The sequence below is a fragment of the Acinetobacter sp. CIP 102129 genome (genome assembly GCF_000368305.1).
Classification (GTDB): Bacteria; Pseudomonadota; Gammaproteobacteria; order Pseudomonadales; family Moraxellaceae; genus Acinetobacter; species Acinetobacter parvus.
The window spans coordinates 483894-504854 of the sequence record NZ_KB849339.1 but is presented as its reverse complement, the minus strand read 5'-3'; the positions used below and the strand labels follow the sequence as shown (position 1 = coordinate 504854).

20 protein-coding genes and 3 pseudogenes are annotated in these 20961 nt (G+C 44.3%); 18 read left to right on the top strand and 5 right to left on the bottom strand.

What is annotated here, in order from left to right; all coding sequences use genetic code 11:
- The first annotated feature begins 100 nt into the window (after positions 1-100).
- The 9 genes and pseudogenes from F973_RS04055 to F973_RS15405 form a co-directional block, all read left to right on the top strand.
- Positions 101-577, top strand: coding sequence for a DUF6438 domain-containing protein (locus tag F973_RS04055; protein WP_004760133.1), 477 nt, complete (start codon positions 101-103; stop codon positions 575-577).
- Between the two features lie 77 nt (positions 578-654).
- Entirely contained in the window at positions 655-909 is a 255-nt protein-coding gene (locus tag F973_RS04050) for a hypothetical protein (RefSeq protein ID WP_004760131.1), read from the top strand.
- A gap of 4 nt (positions 910-913) precedes the next feature.
- Positions 914-1657: an ATPase gene (locus F973_RS04045; RefSeq protein ID WP_004677350.1), complete on the top strand. Its 744-nt coding sequence runs from the start codon at positions 914-916 to the stop codon at positions 1655-1657.
- 103 nt (positions 1658-1760) lie between these two features.
- Entirely contained in the window at positions 1761-2180 is a 420-nt protein-coding gene (locus tag F973_RS04040; RefSeq protein ID WP_004760129.1) for a YeeE/YedE family protein, read from the top strand.
- The gene (locus F973_RS04035; RefSeq protein ID WP_004677356.1) at positions 2177-2587 is read left to right on the top strand and encodes a YeeE/YedE family protein; all 411 of its coding nucleotides are present in this window, start codon (positions 2177-2179) and stop codon (positions 2585-2587) included. Before F973_RS04040 ends, F973_RS04035 begins: the two co-directional genes overlap by 4 nt.
- Before the next feature lie 11 nt (positions 2588-2598).
- Complete coding sequence (locus tag F973_RS04030) at positions 2599-3471, top strand: MBL fold metallo-hydrolase (RefSeq protein WP_004760127.1); 873 nt, start codon at positions 2599-2601, stop codon at positions 3469-3471.
- A gap of 144 nt (positions 3472-3615) precedes the next feature.
- Positions 3616-3948, top strand: a pseudogene (locus F973_RS04025) (transposase); the annotation flags it as partial.
- A gap of 189 nt (positions 3949-4137) precedes the next feature.
- On the top strand, positions 4138-4722 hold the full coding sequence (locus F973_RS04020; RefSeq protein ID WP_004758015.1) for a uracil-DNA glycosylase family protein: 585 nt from the start codon (positions 4138-4140) through the stop codon (positions 4720-4722).
- A 104-nt stretch (positions 4723-4826) separates the two neighbouring features.
- A pseudogene (locus F973_RS15405) lies at positions 4827-4913 on the top strand (hypothetical protein); the annotation flags it as partial.
- 20 nt (positions 4914-4933) lie between these two features.
- Here F973_RS15405 and F973_RS04015 read toward each other — a convergent pair.
- Positions 4934-5542: a recombinase family protein gene (locus F973_RS04015; RefSeq protein ID WP_004726718.1), complete on the bottom strand. Its 609-nt coding sequence runs from the start codon at positions 5540-5542 to the stop codon at positions 4934-4936.
- Between the two features lie 94 nt (positions 5543-5636).
- Between F973_RS04015 and F973_RS04010 the strand changes: the two genes are divergently transcribed.
- A complete protein-coding gene (locus F973_RS04010) occupies positions 5637-8603 on the top strand; it encodes a Tn3-like element ISAcsp1 family transposase (protein WP_004726714.1) in 2967 nt (988 codons plus the stop codon).
- Positions 8604-8843: 240 nt separating this feature from the next.
- Here F973_RS04010 and F973_RS04005 read toward each other — a convergent pair whose 3' ends face one another.
- Positions 8844-9905 (bottom strand): AraC family transcriptional regulator, encoded by a 1062-nt coding sequence (locus F973_RS04005; RefSeq protein ID WP_004760125.1) that lies wholly within the window; start codon positions 9903-9905, stop codon positions 8844-8846.
- 139 nt (positions 9906-10044) lie between these two features.
- On the opposite strand from F973_RS04005, the gene F973_RS04000 reads away from it, so the two are divergent.
- From F973_RS04000 to F973_RS03990, 3 genes are all read left to right on the top strand, one after another.
- Positions 10045-10365 (top strand): 2Fe-2S iron-sulfur cluster-binding protein, encoded by a 321-nt coding sequence (locus tag F973_RS04000; protein WP_000078398.1) that lies wholly within the window; start codon positions 10045-10047, stop codon positions 10363-10365.
- Between the two features lie 76 nt (positions 10366-10441).
- On the top strand, positions 10442-11935 hold the full coding sequence (locus F973_RS03995; RefSeq protein ID WP_001089493.1) for a cytochrome P450: 1494 nt from the start codon (positions 10442-10444) through the stop codon (positions 11933-11935).
- Between the two features lie 86 nt (positions 11936-12021).
- Entirely contained in the window at positions 12022-13236 is a 1215-nt protein-coding gene (locus tag F973_RS03990) for an NAD(P)/FAD-dependent oxidoreductase (protein WP_001193555.1), read from the top strand.
- Positions 13237-13274: 38 nt separating this feature from the next.
- Here the strand turns inward: F973_RS03990 and F973_RS03985 are convergent, their stop codons facing one another.
- A complete protein-coding gene (locus F973_RS03985; RefSeq protein WP_004656998.1) occupies positions 13275-13505 on the bottom strand; it encodes an IS5 family transposase in 231 nt (76 codons plus the stop codon).
- A gap of 654 nt (positions 13506-14159) precedes the next feature.
- Here F973_RS03985 and F973_RS03975 point away from each other — a divergent pair.
- The 5 genes from F973_RS03975 (at position 14160) to F973_RS03955 (ending at position 17649) form a co-directional block, all read left to right on the top strand.
- Positions 14160-15029 (top strand): metal-dependent hydrolase, encoded by an 870-nt coding sequence (locus F973_RS03975; protein WP_000149466.1) that lies wholly within the window; start codon positions 14160-14162, stop codon positions 15027-15029.
- Between the two features lie 83 nt (positions 15030-15112).
- On the top strand, positions 15113-15739 hold the full coding sequence (locus tag F973_RS03970; RefSeq protein ID WP_000952904.1) for a TetR/AcrR family transcriptional regulator: 627 nt from the start codon (positions 15113-15115) through the stop codon (positions 15737-15739).
- Entirely contained in the window at positions 15736-16707 is a 972-nt protein-coding gene (locus tag F973_RS03965; protein WP_000186299.1) for a BtrH N-terminal domain-containing protein, read from the top strand. The genes F973_RS03970 and F973_RS03965 overlap by 4 nt, the downstream gene beginning before the upstream one ends.
- Positions 16708-16763: 56 nt before the next feature.
- Positions 16764-17228 carry a PaaI family thioesterase gene (locus F973_RS03960; RefSeq protein ID WP_000378064.1) on the top strand — a complete coding sequence of 155 codons (465 nt, stop codon included), beginning with the start codon at positions 16764-16766 and terminating at the stop codon, positions 17226-17228.
- Position 17229: 1 nt separating this feature from the next.
- Complete coding sequence (locus tag F973_RS03955; RefSeq protein WP_000029507.1) at positions 17230-17649, top strand: PaaI family thioesterase; 420 nt, start codon at positions 17230-17232, stop codon at positions 17647-17649.
- A 91-nt stretch (positions 17650-17740) separates the two neighbouring features.
- Here the strand turns inward: F973_RS03955 and F973_RS14470 are convergent.
- Together F973_RS14470 and F973_RS03950 are read right to left on the bottom strand one after the other, a co-directional pair.
- Positions 17741-17863, bottom strand: a pseudogene (locus tag F973_RS14470) (helix-turn-helix domain-containing protein); the annotation flags it as partial.
- A gap of 51 nt (positions 17864-17914) precedes the next feature.
- On the bottom strand, positions 17915-20881 hold the full coding sequence (locus F973_RS03950) for a Tn3-like element ISAcsp1 family transposase (protein WP_004726714.1): 2967 nt from the start codon (positions 20879-20881) through the stop codon (positions 17915-17917).
- Positions 20882-20961 lie beyond the last annotated feature (80 nt).

Sequence of the window (20961 nt, the reverse complement as noted above, 5' to 3'; positions counted from 1 at the left end):
AGTGAAATTAGTGGAATATTAATATTTTAATATCAATGTAAATCACAACAATTTCACTATTTGTTAAATTTGAACCACATACTTTATAACGGATCAACAAATGAAAAAATTATTAATCACGGGTCTTTTTACGTTTACATTAGTGGGTTGTGCATCTACACCACCGCAAGCTCAGGATATGGTGCAGGAAACTATTCGTTATTCATCTAGCCCATGTTTTGGTGCCTGTCCAATTTACTCAGTGGAAATTTCTCCATCTGGAGCGGTGCATTTTGATGGGAAACAATATACAAAAGTAACAGGAACCCAAGATTTAACAGTAAGCCCATCTGTTTATAAAAAACTTCAGCAAGAATTACAAAGCTATCGTCCTGAAACGGGAGCAAATGTAAAGACTACGGGATGTCAGCAAACAGCAACCGATCAACCAAGTGCATATTTCTGGTGGAAACGTCCTGATGGTACGGTAACACGTTTAAGTCACTATATAGGCTGTATTTCACCAGCAAATATTGAGTTAAATAAGCTGATTGAAAACATACCGAAATTAATTGGTATTGAGGATTTAGTACATTAATGCCAAGCTGTAAAAATGGACAAAATGAGCATTTATGTTAGTATAGTTATAAGCGCAATCATGCGGAGGAGTCATCAATGACAGCTTTTACAATCATGCAAATGAGTATACAAGAAGAAGATCATCTTCCTGACCTTGCTGTACAAGCGTTCCGCAATGCCTTTAAGCAGGCAAGTGAATGTTCTGAAGTTGTTTATGTAAAAGATCGTCAATTGTTAAAGCGGTTCCCTAATGGTGAGATCAAAGTACTACAAGATCTTTCAACATCGTATCAATCACTTGCAACTTCTCAACGTATCTTCAAACGTAAGAAAAAGTCTGTGACTGTTTAGAGATATGCGACAGCCACGTATTCGTATGTTTGCAGGACCAAATGGTTCTGGAAAAAGTACCATCAAGGACTATTTATTGCCCCGACATATTGGGGCATATTTAAATGCAGATGAGCTTGAAAAAGTTTTAAATCAAACACAAATTCTTGATCTGAATAGTTATCATGAGTTGCTGGATGTCGAAAAACTCATTGATTTTTTAAAGACCAAAAAGAAAAAGATAAATCAACAAATATGTGATTTATTGAGTCAGGAACCTGAATTATTTGCCGAGAGACAAATCCTTTTTGCAAAAGTTGATGTCGATTCTTATCTTGCAGCCCGAATCATTGATTTTATTCGTTTAGAATTTTTAAGATTAAAGATCAGTTTTACTTTTGAGACAGTAATGTCTCACATCAGTAAAGTTGAATTTTTAAAAGATGCACAAGAACAAGGGTTTAAAACATATTTATATTATGTTGCAACAGTGAATCCTGAAATTAATATCGCACGTGTCCAATATCGGGTAAGTATAGGTGGGCATCCTGTACCAGAACAAAAGATTCGTGATCGCTATTATCGTAGCCTGGATCTGCTTATGCAAGCAGTCGAAGTCACAGATCGAACTTATTTATTTGATAATTCATCTGATGGTGAAAAGGCTGCTTTTCTAGCGGAAATTGAACAAGCCGAAGTGTTAAAACTTAATGAGAATATGACTGAATTTCCACTTTGGTTTGTCGAAAAAGTTCTATCTGATTTTTAATAACATACTAATAATCAATTGGTTAAAAGATGCGTAAAAAATAACTTTGCTTTATCACCTAATTAACATAATATAAAAACATATAATATTATATGGTGTAATGATGTCTAGTATTCTCTTAGCATTGATCGGTGGTGGAGTTTTGGGCATTGCCGTTGTGGGCTATTTATATATCAATGGTCGTATTGCAGGTATGAGTGGTTTACTTGCCCAGTTATTACAACCAAAGTCTCTGAGTGGGAATCCAGCACTTTGGTTTTTACTTGGGTTATTTCTCACACCGTTTATTTACCAATTATTTGTAAAGCCTGAAATTATCATTGAATCCTCGCCATTCACTTTAATTGTAGCAGGGCTTTTGGTTGGCTTTGGAACACGTTTAGGTTCAGGCTGTACCAGTGGGCATGGTATTTGTGGTATCAGCCGATTGTCTCTACGCTCAATTATTGCAACGGTGACATTCATGCTTGCAGGAATGATCACCGTCTATATTGTGCGTCATGTCATAGGAGTCCATTCATGAAAAACCTGTTTGCTTTCCTGTTTGGTGGTTTATTCGCTTTAGGTTTAATGGTCTCAGGCATGTCAAACCCTGCAAAGGTATTGGGTTTTCTGGATGTGTTCGGCGATTGGGATATTAGCCTGATGTTTGTCATGATTGGTGCAATTGCGGTGGCAATCATTCCATTTCAAAAAGCCATTCGACATCCTAAAACTTTATTGGGTGAAACGATGCTATTACCCAACAATAACCAAATTGACCAAAAACTGATGATTGGGGCTGTACTGTTCGGTATCGGCTGGGGAATTGCAGGTATTTGTCCAGCACCTGCAATTACTTTAATTGGACTGGGTTATTCACAAGCCTGGTATTTTATTGCTGCAATGATGTTTGGAATGTTTATACATCGCTTATGGGCTGAACGATAGGAGATATACTTATGCAACATCCTCAAGTCAAGGCTTTTTTTGATCAGAAGACTAATACGTTCAGTTATGTGGTCACTGATCCAGGTACACAGGTTTGCGCAATAATTGACAGTGTGTTGAATTATGATGCGGCATCTGCCTCAACATCGACTCAGGGTGCAGATGAAGTTATTCAATACATTGAAGAAAATCAGCTCAAGGTGGAGTGGATTTTAGAAACTCATGTTCATGCGGATCATTTAACCGCTTCGCAATATTTAAAAAGCAGGTTGGGTGGAAAAATTGCCATGAGTGAAAAGATTGCAATTGTGCAGGAAACTTTTAGTGCAATCTATCATATTGATCTTAAATATTTTAATACCCATCAAACCTTTGATTATTTGTTTAAGGATCATGAGCATTTTAAAATTGGTGAGTTGGATGCCTACAATATTCCAACACCAGGTCATACGCCAGCCTGTCTAAGTTATGTGGTTGGTGATGCAGTTTTTGTGGGTGATACGTTGTTTATGCCTGATTATGGGACAGCACGCTGTGACTTTCCAAAGGGGAGTGCGGAAGTCTTATATGATTCTGTGCAGCAGCTTTATAAGTTACCTGAACAGACTCGCGTTTTTCTTTGCCATGATTATAAGCCTGATGGGAGAACTGAGTTTGTGTGTGAAACCAGTATTCAAGCACAAAAGCAGGGAAATATTCATTTAAATGCCAAAACAGCTAAACAGGATTTCGTGCATATGCGTCAGGCGCGTGATGCGACATTAACAATGCCCAAATTGATTCTACCTTCCATACAAATCAATATGGATGCAGGACGTTTTCCTGAACCAGAATCCAATGGAATACGTTATTTGAAATTACCATTAAATTATTTCAAGTCCTAAGCTGATTCGCAAAGAAGCCTTATTTTTGCAATAAGGTTTCTTTTTAGTTCGATTATAAATAGCCTAAGTATATTTAAGGAATCGAAGAAAAAATAACATCATATAAATTAATTTATAAAATTCAATTAGGAAATGTTGACATTTGCTGTAGATTTTGGTAATACAAATTCAATTGAAATTATGATCACAAATGGAACAACACATAATGTTAAGGTTGCGCCTGAGCTAGTCGCAAAATTAGATTTAGAAGAAACCGAAATTCTATGTGCAGACAAGGGTTATGACTCTGAACCATTACGAGAGCAAATAAGGGCGACAGATACTCAAGCCAAAATTCCACGAAAATCAAACACTCAGTCCAACAATAATCATATAGACTGGAATTTATATAAAATTAGGCACTTGGTGGAAAATGCCTTTGCGAGATTGAAGCACTTTAGTATCATGTTTGAAGAGCGTGTAACCAAGTATTTTTAAAATTGCATTTACACAGAATTATTTACACCTTCTTAAATCAGCCTAAACCTATAATGACTCTCCAATAATATAAAGCCATATTTAAAATGGTTATATTACTTGTATTCTTTTAAAATAGTCTTGAATTGATTAAAAAACAAAGTCACACTCAAGTTCAATTTATTTAAAAAATTAACTCTAAGCAGTACGATGATAGATATAGAAACACACCCTCTCACTCCTTTTTTGCCTGGCAATGCAAAACTGCTGATGCTGGGAAGCTTTCCACCGCCTCAGAATCGGTGGAAGATGAACTTTTATTATCCAAACTATCAGAACGATATGTGGAGAATTTTTGGCCTGATTTTTTTCAGTGATAAAAACCACTTTTTAGATTTACCCAATAAAAATTTTAAGGAAATTCAAATCCGTGAGTTTTTGTTCCAAATTGGAATTGGGATATTTGATACGGCCTATCAAATTAAACGCTTGCAGGGCAATGCCTCAGACAAGTTCTTGGAAATTGTGACTCCAACCGATTTGTCAGCTTTGCTTGAGCAAATACCAATGTGTAATACCATTATGACAACGGGAGACAAGGCTACAGATACGCTGATGCAGCATTTTCCAGATCAGCCTATCAAGCCCATGATCGGTCAATCGGTAAAGGTGGGTTATGATAATCGTGAGCTAAGCTTATATCGGTTGCCTTCATCATCACGGGCCTATCCATTGGCACTGGAAAAAAAAGCGGACATTTACAAACAGTTCTTTCAACAAATTGGCTTGGTTTAATTATAAAAAGAGGAGAAATGAATGATGTCGCTAGTCCAATCGACTTACACATATTATCGTGATTGCCCAACATCCAGTATATAGCTTTCGATTTTTCTGAGCGAAAATCCATGAATATGAATTACCGACGTGCTTGGCAACTGGTGGATACCATGAATCAATGTTTTCAGTCTGCTTTGGGGTCGTCTCAGGAAACGGAAAATATAGCACGCTAAGGATTTTCACTCCGACTTCTTTTAACGATATCCAACACGGTATTTTTGCTTAGATTGACCAGCCGACCGACTTGTCGATAAGAGTGTCCAGCAGACACCAACTCCAACACTTTAGGTGCCAGACGATCTGACTTGGTACGTTGACCAGGACGACGACCAAACACAACGCCACGCGCTTGTGCCGCTGCTACACCAGAGCGCACACGTTCACGTAGTAAATCTCCCTCAAACTCTGCTAATGCAGACATCACAGAAGCCATGAGCTTTCCCTGAGATGTGGAAAGGTCAAACTGCAAACCTGTTTGTGCCACCAGAGATACCCCGAAATGCCCAAGATCTTGTAATGACTGTACGAGATCCACGGTGCTTCTGCCCCAGCGTGTCAATTCCGTCACCAAGATGGCATCGATTTCACGAGATTGCGCCATGGTCATCAAGTATTTTCTTTGCAATCTCTCATCCTTACTGCCTGATGCAGTTTCTTTCCAAACACCGACAACATCGTAGCCGCAACGATTGGCGTAGGCACGTAGGTCATATTCCTGTCGTTCGCAGGACTGATCGTTCGTTGATACTCGGCAATAAATGGCCGCATTCTGTCCCAATTGAACCTCCTTGCGAAATTGCAGCGCAAAGCTAAGCGTGGCGGTACAAAATAATGTACCTTTAATAGTTTAGTTTATTTGGGACTAATGAGCCATGCCGCGCCATTCTATTTTGTCGTCCACGGAATTGGGAAGCCTGTTCGAAATTCCAGATGATAGAGCTTTTATGCTTCAGCATTACACTCTGAGTGATTCTGATAAATCCATAGTCCATCAACATCGAGGGGCATCCAACAAGCTAGGCTTTGCAATTCAACTTTGCTACATGCGTTACCCTGGAGTGATATTGGGTATTAACGACGAACCATTCAAACCCTTACTTTTCATGATGGCTGCTCAACTTAGTATATCAGTGGACTGCTGGAATGATTATGGTCAGCGCGAGCAAACAAGACGAGAACATATTGCCGAATTGAAAAAAGTTTTTGGGTTCAAACTATTCACCTTGAGTGACTATCGGCAATCGGTCAATATGATGGTGGATTTGTCCCTTCAGACAGATAAAGGTCTTATTTTAGCCACAACTCTCGTTGAAAATTTACGACAAAAATCAGTCCTTTTGCCAGCTATAAATGCAATTGATAGTATTTGCGCAGAAGCAATCACATCTGCCAACCGCATAATTTATACTGCTTTGACGAGCTCACTTTCAGAAACTCATCGTCAAAATATAGATGCTTTGCTGAACCGTAAAGAGGGCAGCAAACTGACAATATTGGGGTGGCTTAGACAGTCACCAGCTAAACCAAACTCAAAGTACATGCTTGAGCACATTGAGCGGCTGAAGTGCTTACAAGCCATCGATCTACCTGAAGACATTGGAAAACACGTTCATCAAAATCGCTTACTGAAAATTGCTCGCGAAGGTGGGCAAATGACTCCTGCTGATTTGGCCAGATTTGAATCTCAACGTCGATATGCCACTTTGGTAGCAATCGTTGTGGAGAGTATGGCCACGATCACCGACGAAATTATTGACCTGCATGATCGCATTATTGGAAAGCTATTTGCTATCGCAAAAAATAAACACCAGCAACAATTTCAATCATCAGGTAAAGCGATCAACGACAAAGTGCGTTTGTATGGGCTTATCGGGAAAGCCTTGCTAGATGCCAAGCAAAATGGCAGTGATCCGTTTGCCGCCATCGAAACTGTTATTTCATGGGATGCTTTTGCAGCAAGTATTACTGAGGCAGAAAAACTGGCGCAACCCGAAGACTTTGATTTTTTACCACGAATTGGCGAGAGCTATGCAACTTTACGCCGTTACGCGCCAGAACTTCTTGCCATACTTAAATTGCGTGCTGCCCCAGCAGCAAAAGATATGCTTGCCGCTGTAGAGTTGCTCCGCAGCATGAATGTTGATAATACACGAAAAATCCCCTCTAATGCTCCAATAGCGTTTATCAAAAAACGGTGGGCAAGACTAGTCTTTACCGATGATGGTATTGATCGCCGCTATTACGAAATATGTGTGTTATCTGAACTTAAAAACTCGCTACGGGCTGGGGATCTCTGGGTACAAGGCTCTCGCCAATTCAAAGACTTCGATGAGTATTTAGTGACTGCTGATAAATTTAATCAGCTAAAACAGTCCAATGAGTTACCTCTAACCATTACTACTGATTGTGATCTATATTTGCAAAGTCGCCTTTCACTATTGGAGCAGAAATTAGCAATCATTAATCGCATGGCAGCGACCAACGATTTGCCTGATGCGATGATCAATCAATCTGGTCTAAAAATAACACCTCTCGATGCCGTGGCTCCTGATACAGCCCAAACTTTAATTGACCAAACAGCAATGCTGTTACCACATATCAAGATCACCGAATTATTAATGGAGGTCGATGAATGGACAGGCTTTACTCGACACTTCACTCATTTGAAAACGGATGACACTGCGAAGGATAAAGCGTTATTGCTCACGACCATACTGGCTGATGCAATTAATTTAGGGCTGACGAAAATGGCCGAATCATGTCCTGGTACAACTTATGCCAAACTCTCATGGCTACAGGCTTGGCATATCCGTGATGAAACTTATTCAACGGCATTGGCCGAATTGGTGAATGCTCAATTGAAACAACCTTTCGCTGAAAACTGGGGAGATGGCACTACCTCCTCATCAGATGGCCAACGCTTCCGCGCAGGTGGCAGAGCTGAAAGTACAGGACATATCAATCCAAAATATGGCGCAGAGCCTGGAAGGTTATTTTATACACACATTTCTGATCAATACGCACCATTTAGCAGTAAGCTGATCAATGTGGGCGTTCGTGATTCAACCTATGTTCTTGATGGGCTGCTGTATCACGAGTCTGATTTACGCATCGAGGAACACTACACCGATACGGCTGGATTCACCGACCATGTTTTTGCACTCATGCACATGCTAGGGTTTCGATTTGCACCACGAATTCGTGATCTGGGCGATACGAAACTCTATATTCCAAAGTCAGACATAGACTATGCCGCACTTAAACCCATGATTGGCGGCACACTGAATATCAAACAGATTCGTACTCATTGGGACGATATTTTGCGTCTGGCCGCATCAATCAAGCAAGGGACTGTCACAGCGTCGCTAATGCTACGTAAACTCGGTAGTTATCCACGACAGAATGGTTTGGCATTGGCATTACGAGAGCTGGGGCGTATTGAGCGCACACTGTTTATCTTGGATTGGTTGCAAAGCGTAGAACTACGCCGTCGGGTTCAAGCTGGATTAAATAAAGGTGAAGCCCGTAATGCATTAGCGCGCGCCGTTTTCTTTTATCGATTGGGTGAGATTCGAGATCGAAGCTTTGAGCAACAGCGTTATCGAGCCAGTGGCTTGAATCTAGTGACCGCCGCCATTGTATTGTGGAACACGGTTTATTTAGAGAGAGCGACTAACGCCCTACGAGGGCATGGTCGCACAGTCGATGATACCTTGCTGCAATATCTGTCACCGCTGGGGTGGGAGCACATCAATTTAACTGGGGATTATCTATGGCGAAGCAAAGCCAAGATAGGTGGTGGAAAATTTAGGCCATTGCGCGCAATTGAAAAACCTTAGCGTGCTATATTTTCCGTTTCCTGAGACGACCCCTAACTGAAGACATTGACGGTGGATGGGCTGCAATGGGAATTAAAACCTCTACAGAGTTCACAGCGGGTTGCAAGCGTTGGGTTGAGTTGAGGTTATCGGATTGGAAGTGGAGGGCTGCCATATGATTGCCATCTCTGACATAGCGTTTTAAGGTATTTTTCTAGGGCGTATTGATGTTTCAACGTATTAACAATCATACGAACAACCTCATTCTCTCAGGTCATTTTCTTCTTGCCGATGGGTGATTTTTCGCCGATAAGCACTTGGTGATACACCAAACCAGCGTTTAAACGCGCGCCGAAAATTAGCAGAGTCGTGGTAATTCAGTAAGCTGGCAATTGCCTCGACCGATATTTGAGGGTCATGTAAATAACTACTGGCTTTCTCAGATAAAATCCGATCTCGAATCAGCCGGTAACTCGTGTTCTCTTTGACCAGACGTCTGGCCAGCGTACGCTTATTCATAAACAAGGCTGCAGCCAGATCCTCTTCACTCAGTTGCCCGAGCGGATAGGACAGCATGGCTTTTTGCACTTGGTAAGTGGTGCTGTGTTGCTGGGTCTTGAGCCGATTCAGAATCATTTCGCATTGTTGCATCGCCAGTAGATAGCTGTCGTGCTGCGCAGAGGCATTGGCAATCAAGCACAGTTCGGTCGGCACTTGGATCGAAAATTGTGCCTGATCGAACTGATACTCACCAGTCAAATAATCCGCATAACAGGCATGATGATCGGGTGCAGCATGGCTAAACTGTATCACTGCCTCGGTCAATGGTCTTCCAACAATAAACTCAGCAAATTCTGAAAAAATCACTGCAACGGTTTCGGACAGTAGCCGATGTACTGCGCTATTCAGGGTTTGCTCAAAAAAAATCATGCAGCTCGTCCACGCAGCATCGGTATGTGCTTCAAGTCGCATCAAACTTATACGCGTCGGCAAAAATGTCTGAAACGCATGTAACACGGCTAGCAAGTTCGGGCTACTATTAATTAAAAAGCCCATCGCACCATGCGTTGAGGGAGTTAGGCGCTGACCCAAGCGCAAACCGAACTGTTCAGATGTTGATAGATCTATGCTGTTTTGCAGGATCTGAGCTTGTTGGCTGGCCGTGATCATGGTGTCATCACGCATCAGTTGCTCAGTGGTCAGCGCAGTGAATTTTAATAATTTCGGCAGATCGCGCGCTTGTAAGTCCAGTTCTCGACCGATCAAACGGGTATAGCTACACGGAATGATCGCGGGTTCTTTGCCTGAGTGAGTCTGATACATGGAATATGCTTTATTGGCTGACGAGGTAATATTGTCTTTTTATGACCTCTATTTGTCAAATAATAACCTCTACAGAACCGCAGAGAGTGCGTAATCTTGAGCTTGAACAGTGAAATTAAGCCAAATCGGAGTCGTAGCCATGAGCCAAATTACATTTATTGCCCACGATGGTGCACAAACCAGCGTTGCAATCGAAGCGGGTAAGTCACTAATGCAGTTGGCGGTTGAAAACGGTGTTGCCGGAATTGATGGGGATTGCGGTGGCGAATGCGCCTGTGGTACCTGCCACGTGATTGTCAGTGCTGAGTGGTCGGATGTTGCGGGTACGGCACAAGCGAATGAGCAGCAGATGTTGGAAATGACCCCAGAGCGTGCTGCCACCTCACGTTTGGCGTGTTGTATCCAAGTGACCGATGCAATGGATGGCATGACGGTACATCTGCCTGAGTTTCAGATGTAACACGTCAGCTGTAACCCAGCGGATCAACCGCCTTAACAAACACACCTCGTCAACGATGCTCAGTCAGGAGACCATCATGAACTCAGTCGCAGAAATTTTTGAGAAAATAACCCAAACTGTCACCAGCACCGCTGCAGACGTAGCAACCACGGTTACGGATAAAGTCAAGTCTAATGAGCAGTTTCAAACGGGCAAGCAGTTTTTGCATGGTCAAGTGACCCGTTTTGTCCCATTGCACACGCAGGTTCGCGGCATTCAGTGGATGCAAAAAGCCAAATTCCGTGTGTTTAACGTGCAAGAATTTCCTGCATTTATCGAGCAACCGATTCCAGAAGTTGCAACACTGGCACTTGCTGAGATTGATGTTAGCAACCCATTTTTATACAAGCAAAAAAAATGGCAGTCTTACTTTAAGCGGCTGCGTGATGAAGCACCGGTACATTATCAAGCCAACAGTCCGTTTGGGGCATTTTGGTCGGTCACGCGTTACGATGATATTGTCTATGTCGATAAAAATCATGAGATTTTTTCAGCTGAACCTGTGATCGCGATTGGCAACACCCCTCCTGGGTTAGATGCTGAAATGTTTATTGCAATGGACCCACCCAAGCACGATGTGCAGCGGCAGGCCGTACAGGATGTAGTCGCACCAAAAAATCTCAAAGAGCTAGAGGGTTTGATTCGGCTACGCGTGCAAGAGGTTTTGGATCAGTTGCCAACGGATCAGCCGTTTGATTGGGTGCAGAATGTTTCGATTGAGCTGACAGCCCGTATGTTGGCAACATTATTTGATTTCCCATACGAAAAGCGGCACAAATTGGTTGAATGGTCAGACTTGATGGCTGGCACTGCGGAGGCCACAGGTGGGACAGTGACAAATTTGGATGAGATTTTTGATGCAGCAGTCGATGCAGCAAAGCATTTTGCGGAGTTATGGCATAGAAAAGCCGCACAAAAATCTGCAGGCGCTGAAATGGGCTATGATTTGATCAGCTTGATGCAGTCAAACGAAGCGACTAAAGACCTGATTTATCGGCCGATGGAGTTTATGGGCAATTTGGTCTTGCTAATTGTCGGCGGCAACGATACCACACGCAACTCGATGACGGGTGGGGTATACGCACTTAACCTGTTTCCAAATGAGTTCGTCAAACTCAAAAACAATCCGAGCTTGATCCCGAACATGGTATCCGAAATTATTCGCTGGCAAACCCCGCTGGCCTATATGCGTCGGATTGCCAAGCAAGATGTAGAGCTTAACGGTCAGACCATCAAAAAAGGCGACAAGGTGGTGATGTGGTACGTTTCTGGCAACCGCGATGAGCGAGTGATTGAGCGACCTGATGAATTGATCATTGATCGTAAAGGTGCGCGTAATCATCTGTCATTTGGTTTTGGTGTGCATCGCTGTATGGGTAATCGCTTGGCCGAGATGCAGTTGCGAATCTTATGGGAAGAGCTGCTTCAGCGTTTTGAAAATATTGAGGTTTTGGGTGAGCCAGAAATTGTGCAATCTAATTTTGTGCGCGGCTATGCCAAGATGATGGTCAAACTGACTGCCAAAGCGTAGGTATCAAAATAGGCGACAGAGGCATTTTGCAACTGTCGTCGGCAACAATTGATGCTGTGCATCAACCATGAACTGAGTGAATTCATATGCAAACAATCGTCATCATTGGCGCAAGTCATGCTGCGGCGCAGTTGGCGGCAAGTCTGCGGCCAGATGGCTGGCAGGGCGAGATTGTGGTGATCGGCGATGAGCCGTATTTGCCGTATCATCGACCGCCGTTGTCCAAGACCTTTTTATGCGGTGCACAACTGGTCGATGAGTTATTGATTCGGCCAGCCGCTTTTTATCAAAAAAATCAGATCGAATTTCGGCACGGGCGGGTGGTTGCGATTGATCGGGCAGCGCGCAGCGTGACACTACAAGATGGCAGTACGCTTGCGTATGACCAGTTGGCGCTGTGTACCGGTGCACGAGTCAGGACGGTGTCGCTGGCTGGGTCTGATTTGGCAGGTGTGCATTATCTTAGAAATATCAGCGATGTACAGGCTATCCAGCCATTTGTACAACCCAACGGCAAAGCAGTGGTGATCGGTGGTGGCTATATCGGTCTTGAAACAGCCGCCGCATTGACCGAGCAGGGCATGCAGGTGGTGGTCTTGGAAGCCGCCGAGCGGATTTTGCAGCGGGTAACTGCACCGGAAGTGTCGGACTTTTATACGCGGATTCATCGCGAACAGGGTGTGACGATTCATACCGGTGTGTCGGTCACGGCGATCACGGGTGAGGGGCGGGCGCAAGCGGTGCTGTGTGCCGATGGTTCGATGTTCGATGCAGATCTGGTGATCATCGGGGTCGGGGTTGTACCGAATATCGAGTTGGCGCTGGACGCGGGCTTGCAGGTGGACAATGGTATTGTGATTGATGAGTATTGCCGTACCAGTGCGCCAGAGATTGTGGCCATCGGGGATTGTGCCAATGCGTTTAATCCGATTTATCAGCGGCGGATGCGCTTGGAGTCGGTACCAAACGCCAATGAACAGGCCAAAATTGCCTCGGCGACCTTGTGTGGCTTACAGCGGACCTCGAAGAGTTTGCCTTGGTTTTGGTCAGATCAGTATGATCTAAAGTTGCAGATTGCGGGACTCAGTCAGGGGTATGATCAGATCGTGATTCGGGGTGATGTGCAGCAAAGGCGTAGCTTTGCAGCGTTTTATTTGCAGGCGGGTCGCCTGATTGCGGCGGATTGTGTGAATCGTCCGCAGGAGTTTATGCTAAGCAAAAAGCTGATCACGGCTGGTACGGCGGTCGATCCACTGCGGTTGGCGGATGAGTCGATTGCGGTACAGGCGTTGATGGGGTAGCTTAAAACTACATCAGGCTAGATTTGCATTACGCTGATTCAGATGTTAATCAGAATGGCATCGATAGATACCTGTGAGAGCAAGTCAGGTGCAGCTTTGGCTTTGTGTAATTCACCACCCGTGATCGCAAACACGATGGGTAATCCATACCCATCTACGGCAAGATGGATCTTACTTGTCTTGCTACCTCGACTTAAGCCAATCGCCTCCTGATCGTGAGTTGCAGCACGTGCATTATGTTGATGTGCCTTGACGTAATTGCTATCCATAACCCCTACTCTATATCAGAGTCAGTAGATAAAACCCTGAGTATGCTTTGGAAAAAACCTTTTGCTGACCAGTCGTTGTATCTTTTGTAGAGATTAGGCTGCTGACCAAACTCAGTCAGGAGGTAGGTCTAGCCATGGACATTTCACCCACATTCTGTAGAGCATGGCTTCTACGGTGAGCCGTAAATTTGGTTTGTGATCAATGTCCTGTTGCTTGAGCATAGGAGAAATCTTTGCTCAATGTTGGTCGTTCAGCATAAAGCGTGGCATGGTGGACTCGGATGGGGAGAGCTTTAATTCTCTGAGTCTGCCTCCAATTTGCAATCAATATTTTCAAACGTCAACACACTCTAATGTAAAAAAACTAACATTAAAAAAACACCTCTGCCAAAAGGTCTGGTAGCTATATTCGATGTCAAAGATGATCTGGCTCACCTGCTGCGTTGTTAACTCATTCTATCAAATTTTGAGGACAGGCTTGACATTTGGTCAATCGACCAATATATTCAAAATATGCATTTGGTCATTTGACCAATACCCGTTGAATTCTTGTGTGATATTTGCTGTGCCTGACCAAGGTGAAAAATATTGCTCAAGGTCAAATGTGATAGCAGGTTTACAGACATTCGATGCCTTTACAAGGAAACTCTCGCCATGACTCATATGATCAATATCCAGCCACGTAAGCCGCGGTTTGATTTAAGTGATGTTCCAGTTTTTTGGAACGACGGTGACCCGGTGTTAACACGCTTCTTTGATGCACTTTCTATTCACTTCCCCGATGGAGAGCGTTTTTTTATTCAGTCGGTGCGTAACTATCAGGATCTGGTCACAGATCCTAAACTGAGAGAAGATATCAAAAACTTTTTTCGCCAAGAAGCGCAACATGGCATTGTGCATGACCAGTATAATGCGGTGATGCAGTCGCAAGGCATTCATGTCGAAAAGGTCATCGCAAGATTCAAATTATTTATTCGGCTCTCCCAAAAACACCTGCCCGCCAAGTATCTGTTGGCCATGACAGCTGCCTTTGAACATATTACTGCTGTACTAGGCGAGGGTGCTATGGAGGGTGAGGGTGAGATGTTCAAGAATGCTCATCCCGCAATGCGTGCCATGTTCATGTGGCATGGGGTAGAAGAAGTCGAACACAAAACAGTAGCCTTTGATGTTTACGAAACAGCGGCAGGTGGGGGGTATTTCACCCGCGCATCTGCTTTGATTATCGGAACGCTACTGGTACATGCGGTGGTTGGCTCAGTTCTTTGGCATATGTTGAAAATTGACAAACTACAAGGTCAGCCATTGGTGCTTGCTAAGGGATTTTATCGCCTCTATGGACCACGTGGCCTGATTACCAGACTTATTCCACGCTATCTGGACTGGTTTAAGCCAGGTTTCCATCCTAGCGACACCGAAATCCCAGAAAAGGTTAATTCTTGGCTGGCTGAATATGATAAGCATCAAGACCCTATGGAAGCGTCACGAATTGTTTTTAATGTCCCCATTGCAAAAGCTGTATAGATCAGGAGAGACCGTGAAAGACTCGACTCGACTTGACCAAGTCGAGTAACCTGTCTTATTGATATAATGTTATGAGTCAAACTATGTTGAGTAGTGAATCTACGCGAGTCGAAGTTGCTGACCGCGAGAGAGTATTAGCCGCTTCTGCCAAGCTGTTTCGAGAAAAGGGTTTTGAGCGTACCAGTGTGCGAGAAATTGCCAGTGCTTGTGGTATTCTTCCAGGCAGTCTGCATTACCGCTATCGTAGTAAAGACGATATTTTGGTTGATATGATGCGGCTTGCTATTGAGAGAACTATTTACAGGATTGTTGAGGCGACTTCCGCGATTCAAGATCCACTCAAAAAAATGCAATCGGCACTGCAGACACATGTCGATATCCTTATGTCGGGTGACGATATGGTTTATGTGTTGTTGTTTGAGTGGCGCTCGGTACATGGAGTCGCACGTGAGCAGATTATTGCTGAGAGAGACAGATACGAGCGATATTGGCAGACAATTCTTGATGATCTGCAGTCTTATGGTTGTATCCGAAACGATGTGGATGCAGATCTGTTAAGACTGATTGGGCTAGGAGCAATAAACTGGGCTGCCACTTGGTATAAAGAAAATGGTAAGTACAATCTTGAACAGATCGCGGATGCGATATGGCAGATGATGACAAGAGGCATCCTTAATCCAGATTTTCACGAAGAGGCAAAAAACCTGTGACCAACTATAAGACTCCATCCCGTATCACGCACGCCATCGGGAGGCATTGTGGCAGCTCCGCAATTCGTGATTTGCTCGAGTTTAATGGGCTGAATATTTCCGAGGCCATGTGCTTTGGATTAGGCTCAGGGCTTGGCGTGACCTATTTGGAAATGGCTGACGCCCCTGTGCCATTTTTAGTGCATGTGCGGTCTTTGGGGTTTGAAGCGCGCGTATTTGAAAGTATCGGTATACCCTTTGAGTGGCAAACCTTCGAGTCACCCGAATCGGCAGCCACCGCGCTGGAGAAATGTTTGGATGCGGGTCACCCCACCCTGTTGCTGACGGATATTTTTTATTTACCTTACTTCAACAGCAGCACGCACTTTCCCGGTCACGCCATAGCCGCTTGGTCGAGAAATCCAGAGACAGGTGCGGTATTTGTCACCGATACCGAGCGTCCGAGTGTTTTGTCGGTGACGCGAGAGGCACTGACCCGCGCACGTTTTTCTACACAGCCCCCATTTATTCACTATGGCAATATGTTCACGCCCACCGCGTTTCAAGGCGAAATTACCCCCGAGATGATTACCGGTGTCATCCATGACAACGCCAAGTCATTAGCTGTGAGTGGCATATCGGCACTGGAAACATGGCTGGCCGAACTGAGTCGTTGGGGAGCCACAGGCGATTGGCACTGGACGACCCGATTTGCCTACCAAATTATTGAAAAGCGTGGCACAGGTGGCGGCGGCTTCCGCAAAATGTACGCTGAATTCCTTGATGAAGCGGTTCACTATGACGCAAGTGTACAGCAATATCGACTGCCCCTGTTAATGAGGGCTTGCGAAAAAGCATGGACGGCATTAGCCATGTGTTTGAAGTCTGCCTCGGAAAGCACAAACTTTCCATATGCCGCCATTGAAGAGGCCATTGTGGCGGTGATGCAGGCCGAACGTAATTATACAGATGCCGCCCTTGCACTTTGAGACGTGCCGCTAATTTTTTCGCAATAAAATCAGCCAGCAATGGCGGGAGTTCAAAAATGGACAGTAATAACACGGCACACCTGACCATGGCTAAGGCGTTTTTTGGTACTAATCACCCTTTATTCAATATGTTCAATATTAGTGTTGGTGCAGTGAGCGATGGTCATGCCGAGATGACGATGCCCTTCTCTGAGCAACTCTCTGACCGTAAAGGCTCACTGCATCGAGGGGCTTTGGTGACGCTGCTGGATACGACTTGCGGCTTATCTATTTTTTCGTCATTGCGGTCGTTAGAGCCGATTGCCACTATTGATTTGCGTGTCGATTTTTTGCGACGTATTCCCTCTGCGGTAGGTTTAAAGGCGATAGTGGATTGCATTGGTAGAACCGATACGGTGGCCTTTATCACGGGCCGAGCGGTTGCAGAAGACAGTGGTGAGCTACTGGCTACTGTCACTGGTTCTTTCGCAATCGGCACGATGGGACCCTCTTTTGACAGCAATGAAGCGCGAGGCGAGTGATATGAGTATAGTAAATCAGATGAGCGCGGAAACACCCCCACTAAAATTGTGTGACGAGCCTTTTGTCGATTTTCTAGGTTTTCGTGAGGAAATGCAACATGGAGAAATACAGTACTTTATGGACTTTCGTGATTCGCATATCGGCAACCCGATGATTGGCACGTTTCATGGCGGCATTCTCGCGAGTTTTGGTGAAGTGGCCGCCGCCGCCTATCTTGCCCGTCAGCGTGGTGATAATGAGCTGCCCTTATGCTCCACGATGACCTTTGATTACCTGCGGCCAGCATTTATAGGTACGTTACAGGCAGTCCCCAGTATTGTTCGTGCGGGTCGGCGCATTACGACAGTATCGGTTCAGTTACTACTTGATGGCAAGTTGGTTTGTATCGGTCGATTCCTGTTTACGGTTAGCAGCAAATAAAATTGGAGCAAGCTCAGTTCAGGATGCCGACCCTGTTTTACTCAGAAAAATTTTCAATAGATAGACAAATAATATCAAATAGCTGGAACTACTACTGATACCGATACAGCGTTGGCGCAGAAATCCCAAACTCCTTCGCCAATGCTCGCTTGGTTTTGTAGTCGCCAGATTCAAGACGTTGATGCAGCAGAGCCACTTGTTCAGGAGTCAGTGACGGCTTACGGCCCTTGTAGGGGTCGTCTCAGGAAACGGAAAATATAGCACGCTAAGGTTTTTCAATTGCGCGCAATGGCCTAAATTTTCCACCACCTATCTTGGCTTTGCTTCGCCATAGATAATCCCCAGTTAAATTGATGTGCTCCCACCCCAGCGGTGACAGATATTGCAGCAAGGTATCATCGACTGTGCGACCATGCCCTCGTAGGGCGTTAGTCGCTCTCTCTAAATAAACCGTGTTCCACAATACAATGGCGGCGGTCACTAGATTCAAGCCACTGGCTCGATAACGCTGTTGCTCAAAGCTTCGATCTCGAATCTCACCCAATCGATAAAAGAAAACGGCGCGCGCTAATGCATTACGGGCTTCACCTTTATTTAATCCAGCTTGAACCCGACGGCGTAGTTCTACGCTTTGCAACCAATCCAAGATAAACAGTGTGCGCTCAATACGCCCCAGCTCTCGTAATGCCAATGCCAAACCATTCTGTCGTGGATAACTACCGAGTTTACGTAGCATTAGCGACGCTGTGACAGTCCCTTGCTTGATTGATGCGGCCAGACGCAAAATATCGTCCCAATGAGTACGAATCTGTTTGATATTCAGTGTGCCGCCAATCATGGGTTTAAGTGCGGCATAGTCTATGTCTGACTTTGGAATATAGAGTTTCGTATCGCCCAGATCACGAATTCGTGGTGCAAATCGAAACCCTAGCATGTGCATGAGTGCAAAAACATGGTCGGTGAATCCAGCCGTATCGGTGTAGTGTTCCTCGATGCGTAAATCAGACTCGTGATACAGCAGCCCATCAAGAACATAGGTTGAATCACGAACGCCCACATTGATCAGCTTACTGCTAAATGGTGCGTATTGATCAGAAATGTGTGTATAAAATAACCTTCCAGGCTCTGCGCCATATTTTGGATTGATATGTCCTGTACTTTCAGCTCTGCCACCTGCGCGGAAGCGTTGGCCATCTGATGAGGAGGTAGTGCCATCTCCCCAGTTTTCAGCGAAAGGTTGTTTCAATTGAGCATTCACCAATTCGGCCAATGCCGTTGAATAAGTTTCATCACGGATATGCCAAGCCTGTAGCCATGAGAGTTTGGCATAAGTTGTACCAGGACATGATTCGGCCATTTTCGTCAGCCCTAAATTAATTGCATCAGCCAGTATGGTCGTGAGCAATAACGCTTTATCCTTCGCAGTGTCATCCGTTTTCAAATGAGTGAAGTGTCGAGTAAAGCCTGTCCATTCATCGACCTCCATTAATAATTCGGTGATCTTGATATGTGGTAACAGCATTGCTGTTTGGTCAATTAAAGTTTGGGCTGTATCAGGAGCCACGGCATCGAGAGGTGTTATTTTTAGACCAGATTGATTGATCATCGCATCAGGCAAATCGTTGGTCGCTGCCATGCGATTAATGATTGCTAATTTCTGCTCCAATAGTGAAAGGCGACTTTGCAAATATAGATCACAATCAGTAGTAATGGTTAGAGGTAACTCATTGGACTGTTTTAGCTGATTAAATTTATCAGCAGTCACTAAATACTCATCGAAGTCTTTGAATTGGCGAGAGCCTTGTACCCAGAGATCCCCAGCCCGTAGCGAGTTTTTAAGTTCAGATAACACACATATTTCGTAATAGCGGCGATCAATACCATCATCGGTAAAGACTAGTCTTGCCCACCGTTTTTTGATAAACGCTATTGGAGCATTAGAGGGGATTTTTCGTGTATTATCAACATTCATGCTGCGGAGCAACTCTACAGCGGCAAGCATATCTTTTGCTGCTGGGGCAGCACGCAATTTAAGTATGGCAAGAAGTTCTGGCGCGTAACGGCGTAAAGTTGCATAGCTCTCGCCAATTCGTGGTAAAAAATCAAAGTCTTCGGGTTGCGCCAGTTTTTCTGCCTCAGTAATACTTGCTGCAAAAGCATCCCATGAAATAACAGTTTCGATGGCGGCAAACGGATCACTGCCATTTTGCTTGGCATCTAGCAAGGCTTTCCCGATAAGCCCATACAAACGCACTTTGTCGTTGATCGCTTTACCTGATGATTGAAATTGTTGCTGGTGTTTATTTTTTGCGATAGCAAATAGCTTTCCAATAATGCGATCATGCAGGTCAATAATTTCGTCGGTGATCGTGGCCATACTCTCCACAACGATTGCTACCAAAGTGGCATATCGACGTTGAGATTCAAATCTGGCCAAATCAGCAGGAGTCATTTGCCCACCTTCGCGAGCAATTTTCAGTAAGCGATTTTGATGAACGTGTTTTCCAATGTCTTCAGGTAGATCGATGGCTTGTAAGCACTTCAGCCGCTCAATGTGCTCAAGCATGTACTTTGAGTTTGGTTTAGCTGGTGACTGTCTAAGCCACCCCAATATTGTCAGTTTGCTGCCCTCTTTACGGTTCAGCAAAGCATCTATATTTTGACGATGAGTTTCTGAAAGTGAGCTCGTCAAAGCAGTATAAATTATGCGGTTGGCAGATGTGATTGCTTCTGCGCAAATACTATCAATTGCATTTATAGCTGGCAAAAGGACTGATTTTTGTCGTAAATTTTCAACGAGAGTTGTGGCTAAAATAAGACCTTTATCTGTCTGAAGGGACAAATCCACCATCATATTGACCGATTGCCGATAGTCACTCAAGGTGAATAGTTTGAACCCAAAAACTTTTTTCAATTCGGCAATATGTTCTCGTCTTGTTTGCTCGCGCTGACCATAATCATTCCAGCAGTCCACTGATATACTAAGTTGAGCAGCCATCATGAAAAGTAAGGGTTTGAATGGTTCGTCGTTAATACCCAATATCACTCCAGGGTAACGCATGTAGCAAAGTTGAATTGCAAAGCCTAGCTTGTTGGATGCCCCTCGATGTTGATGGACTATGGATTTATCAGAATCACTCAGAGTGTAATGCTGAAGCATAAAAGCTCTATCATCTGGAATTTCGAACAGGCTTCCCAATTCCGTGGACGACAAAATAGAATGGCGCGGCATGGCTCATTAGTCCCAAATAAACTAAACTATTAAAGGTACATTATTTTGTACCGCCACGCTTAGCTTTGCGCTGCAATTTC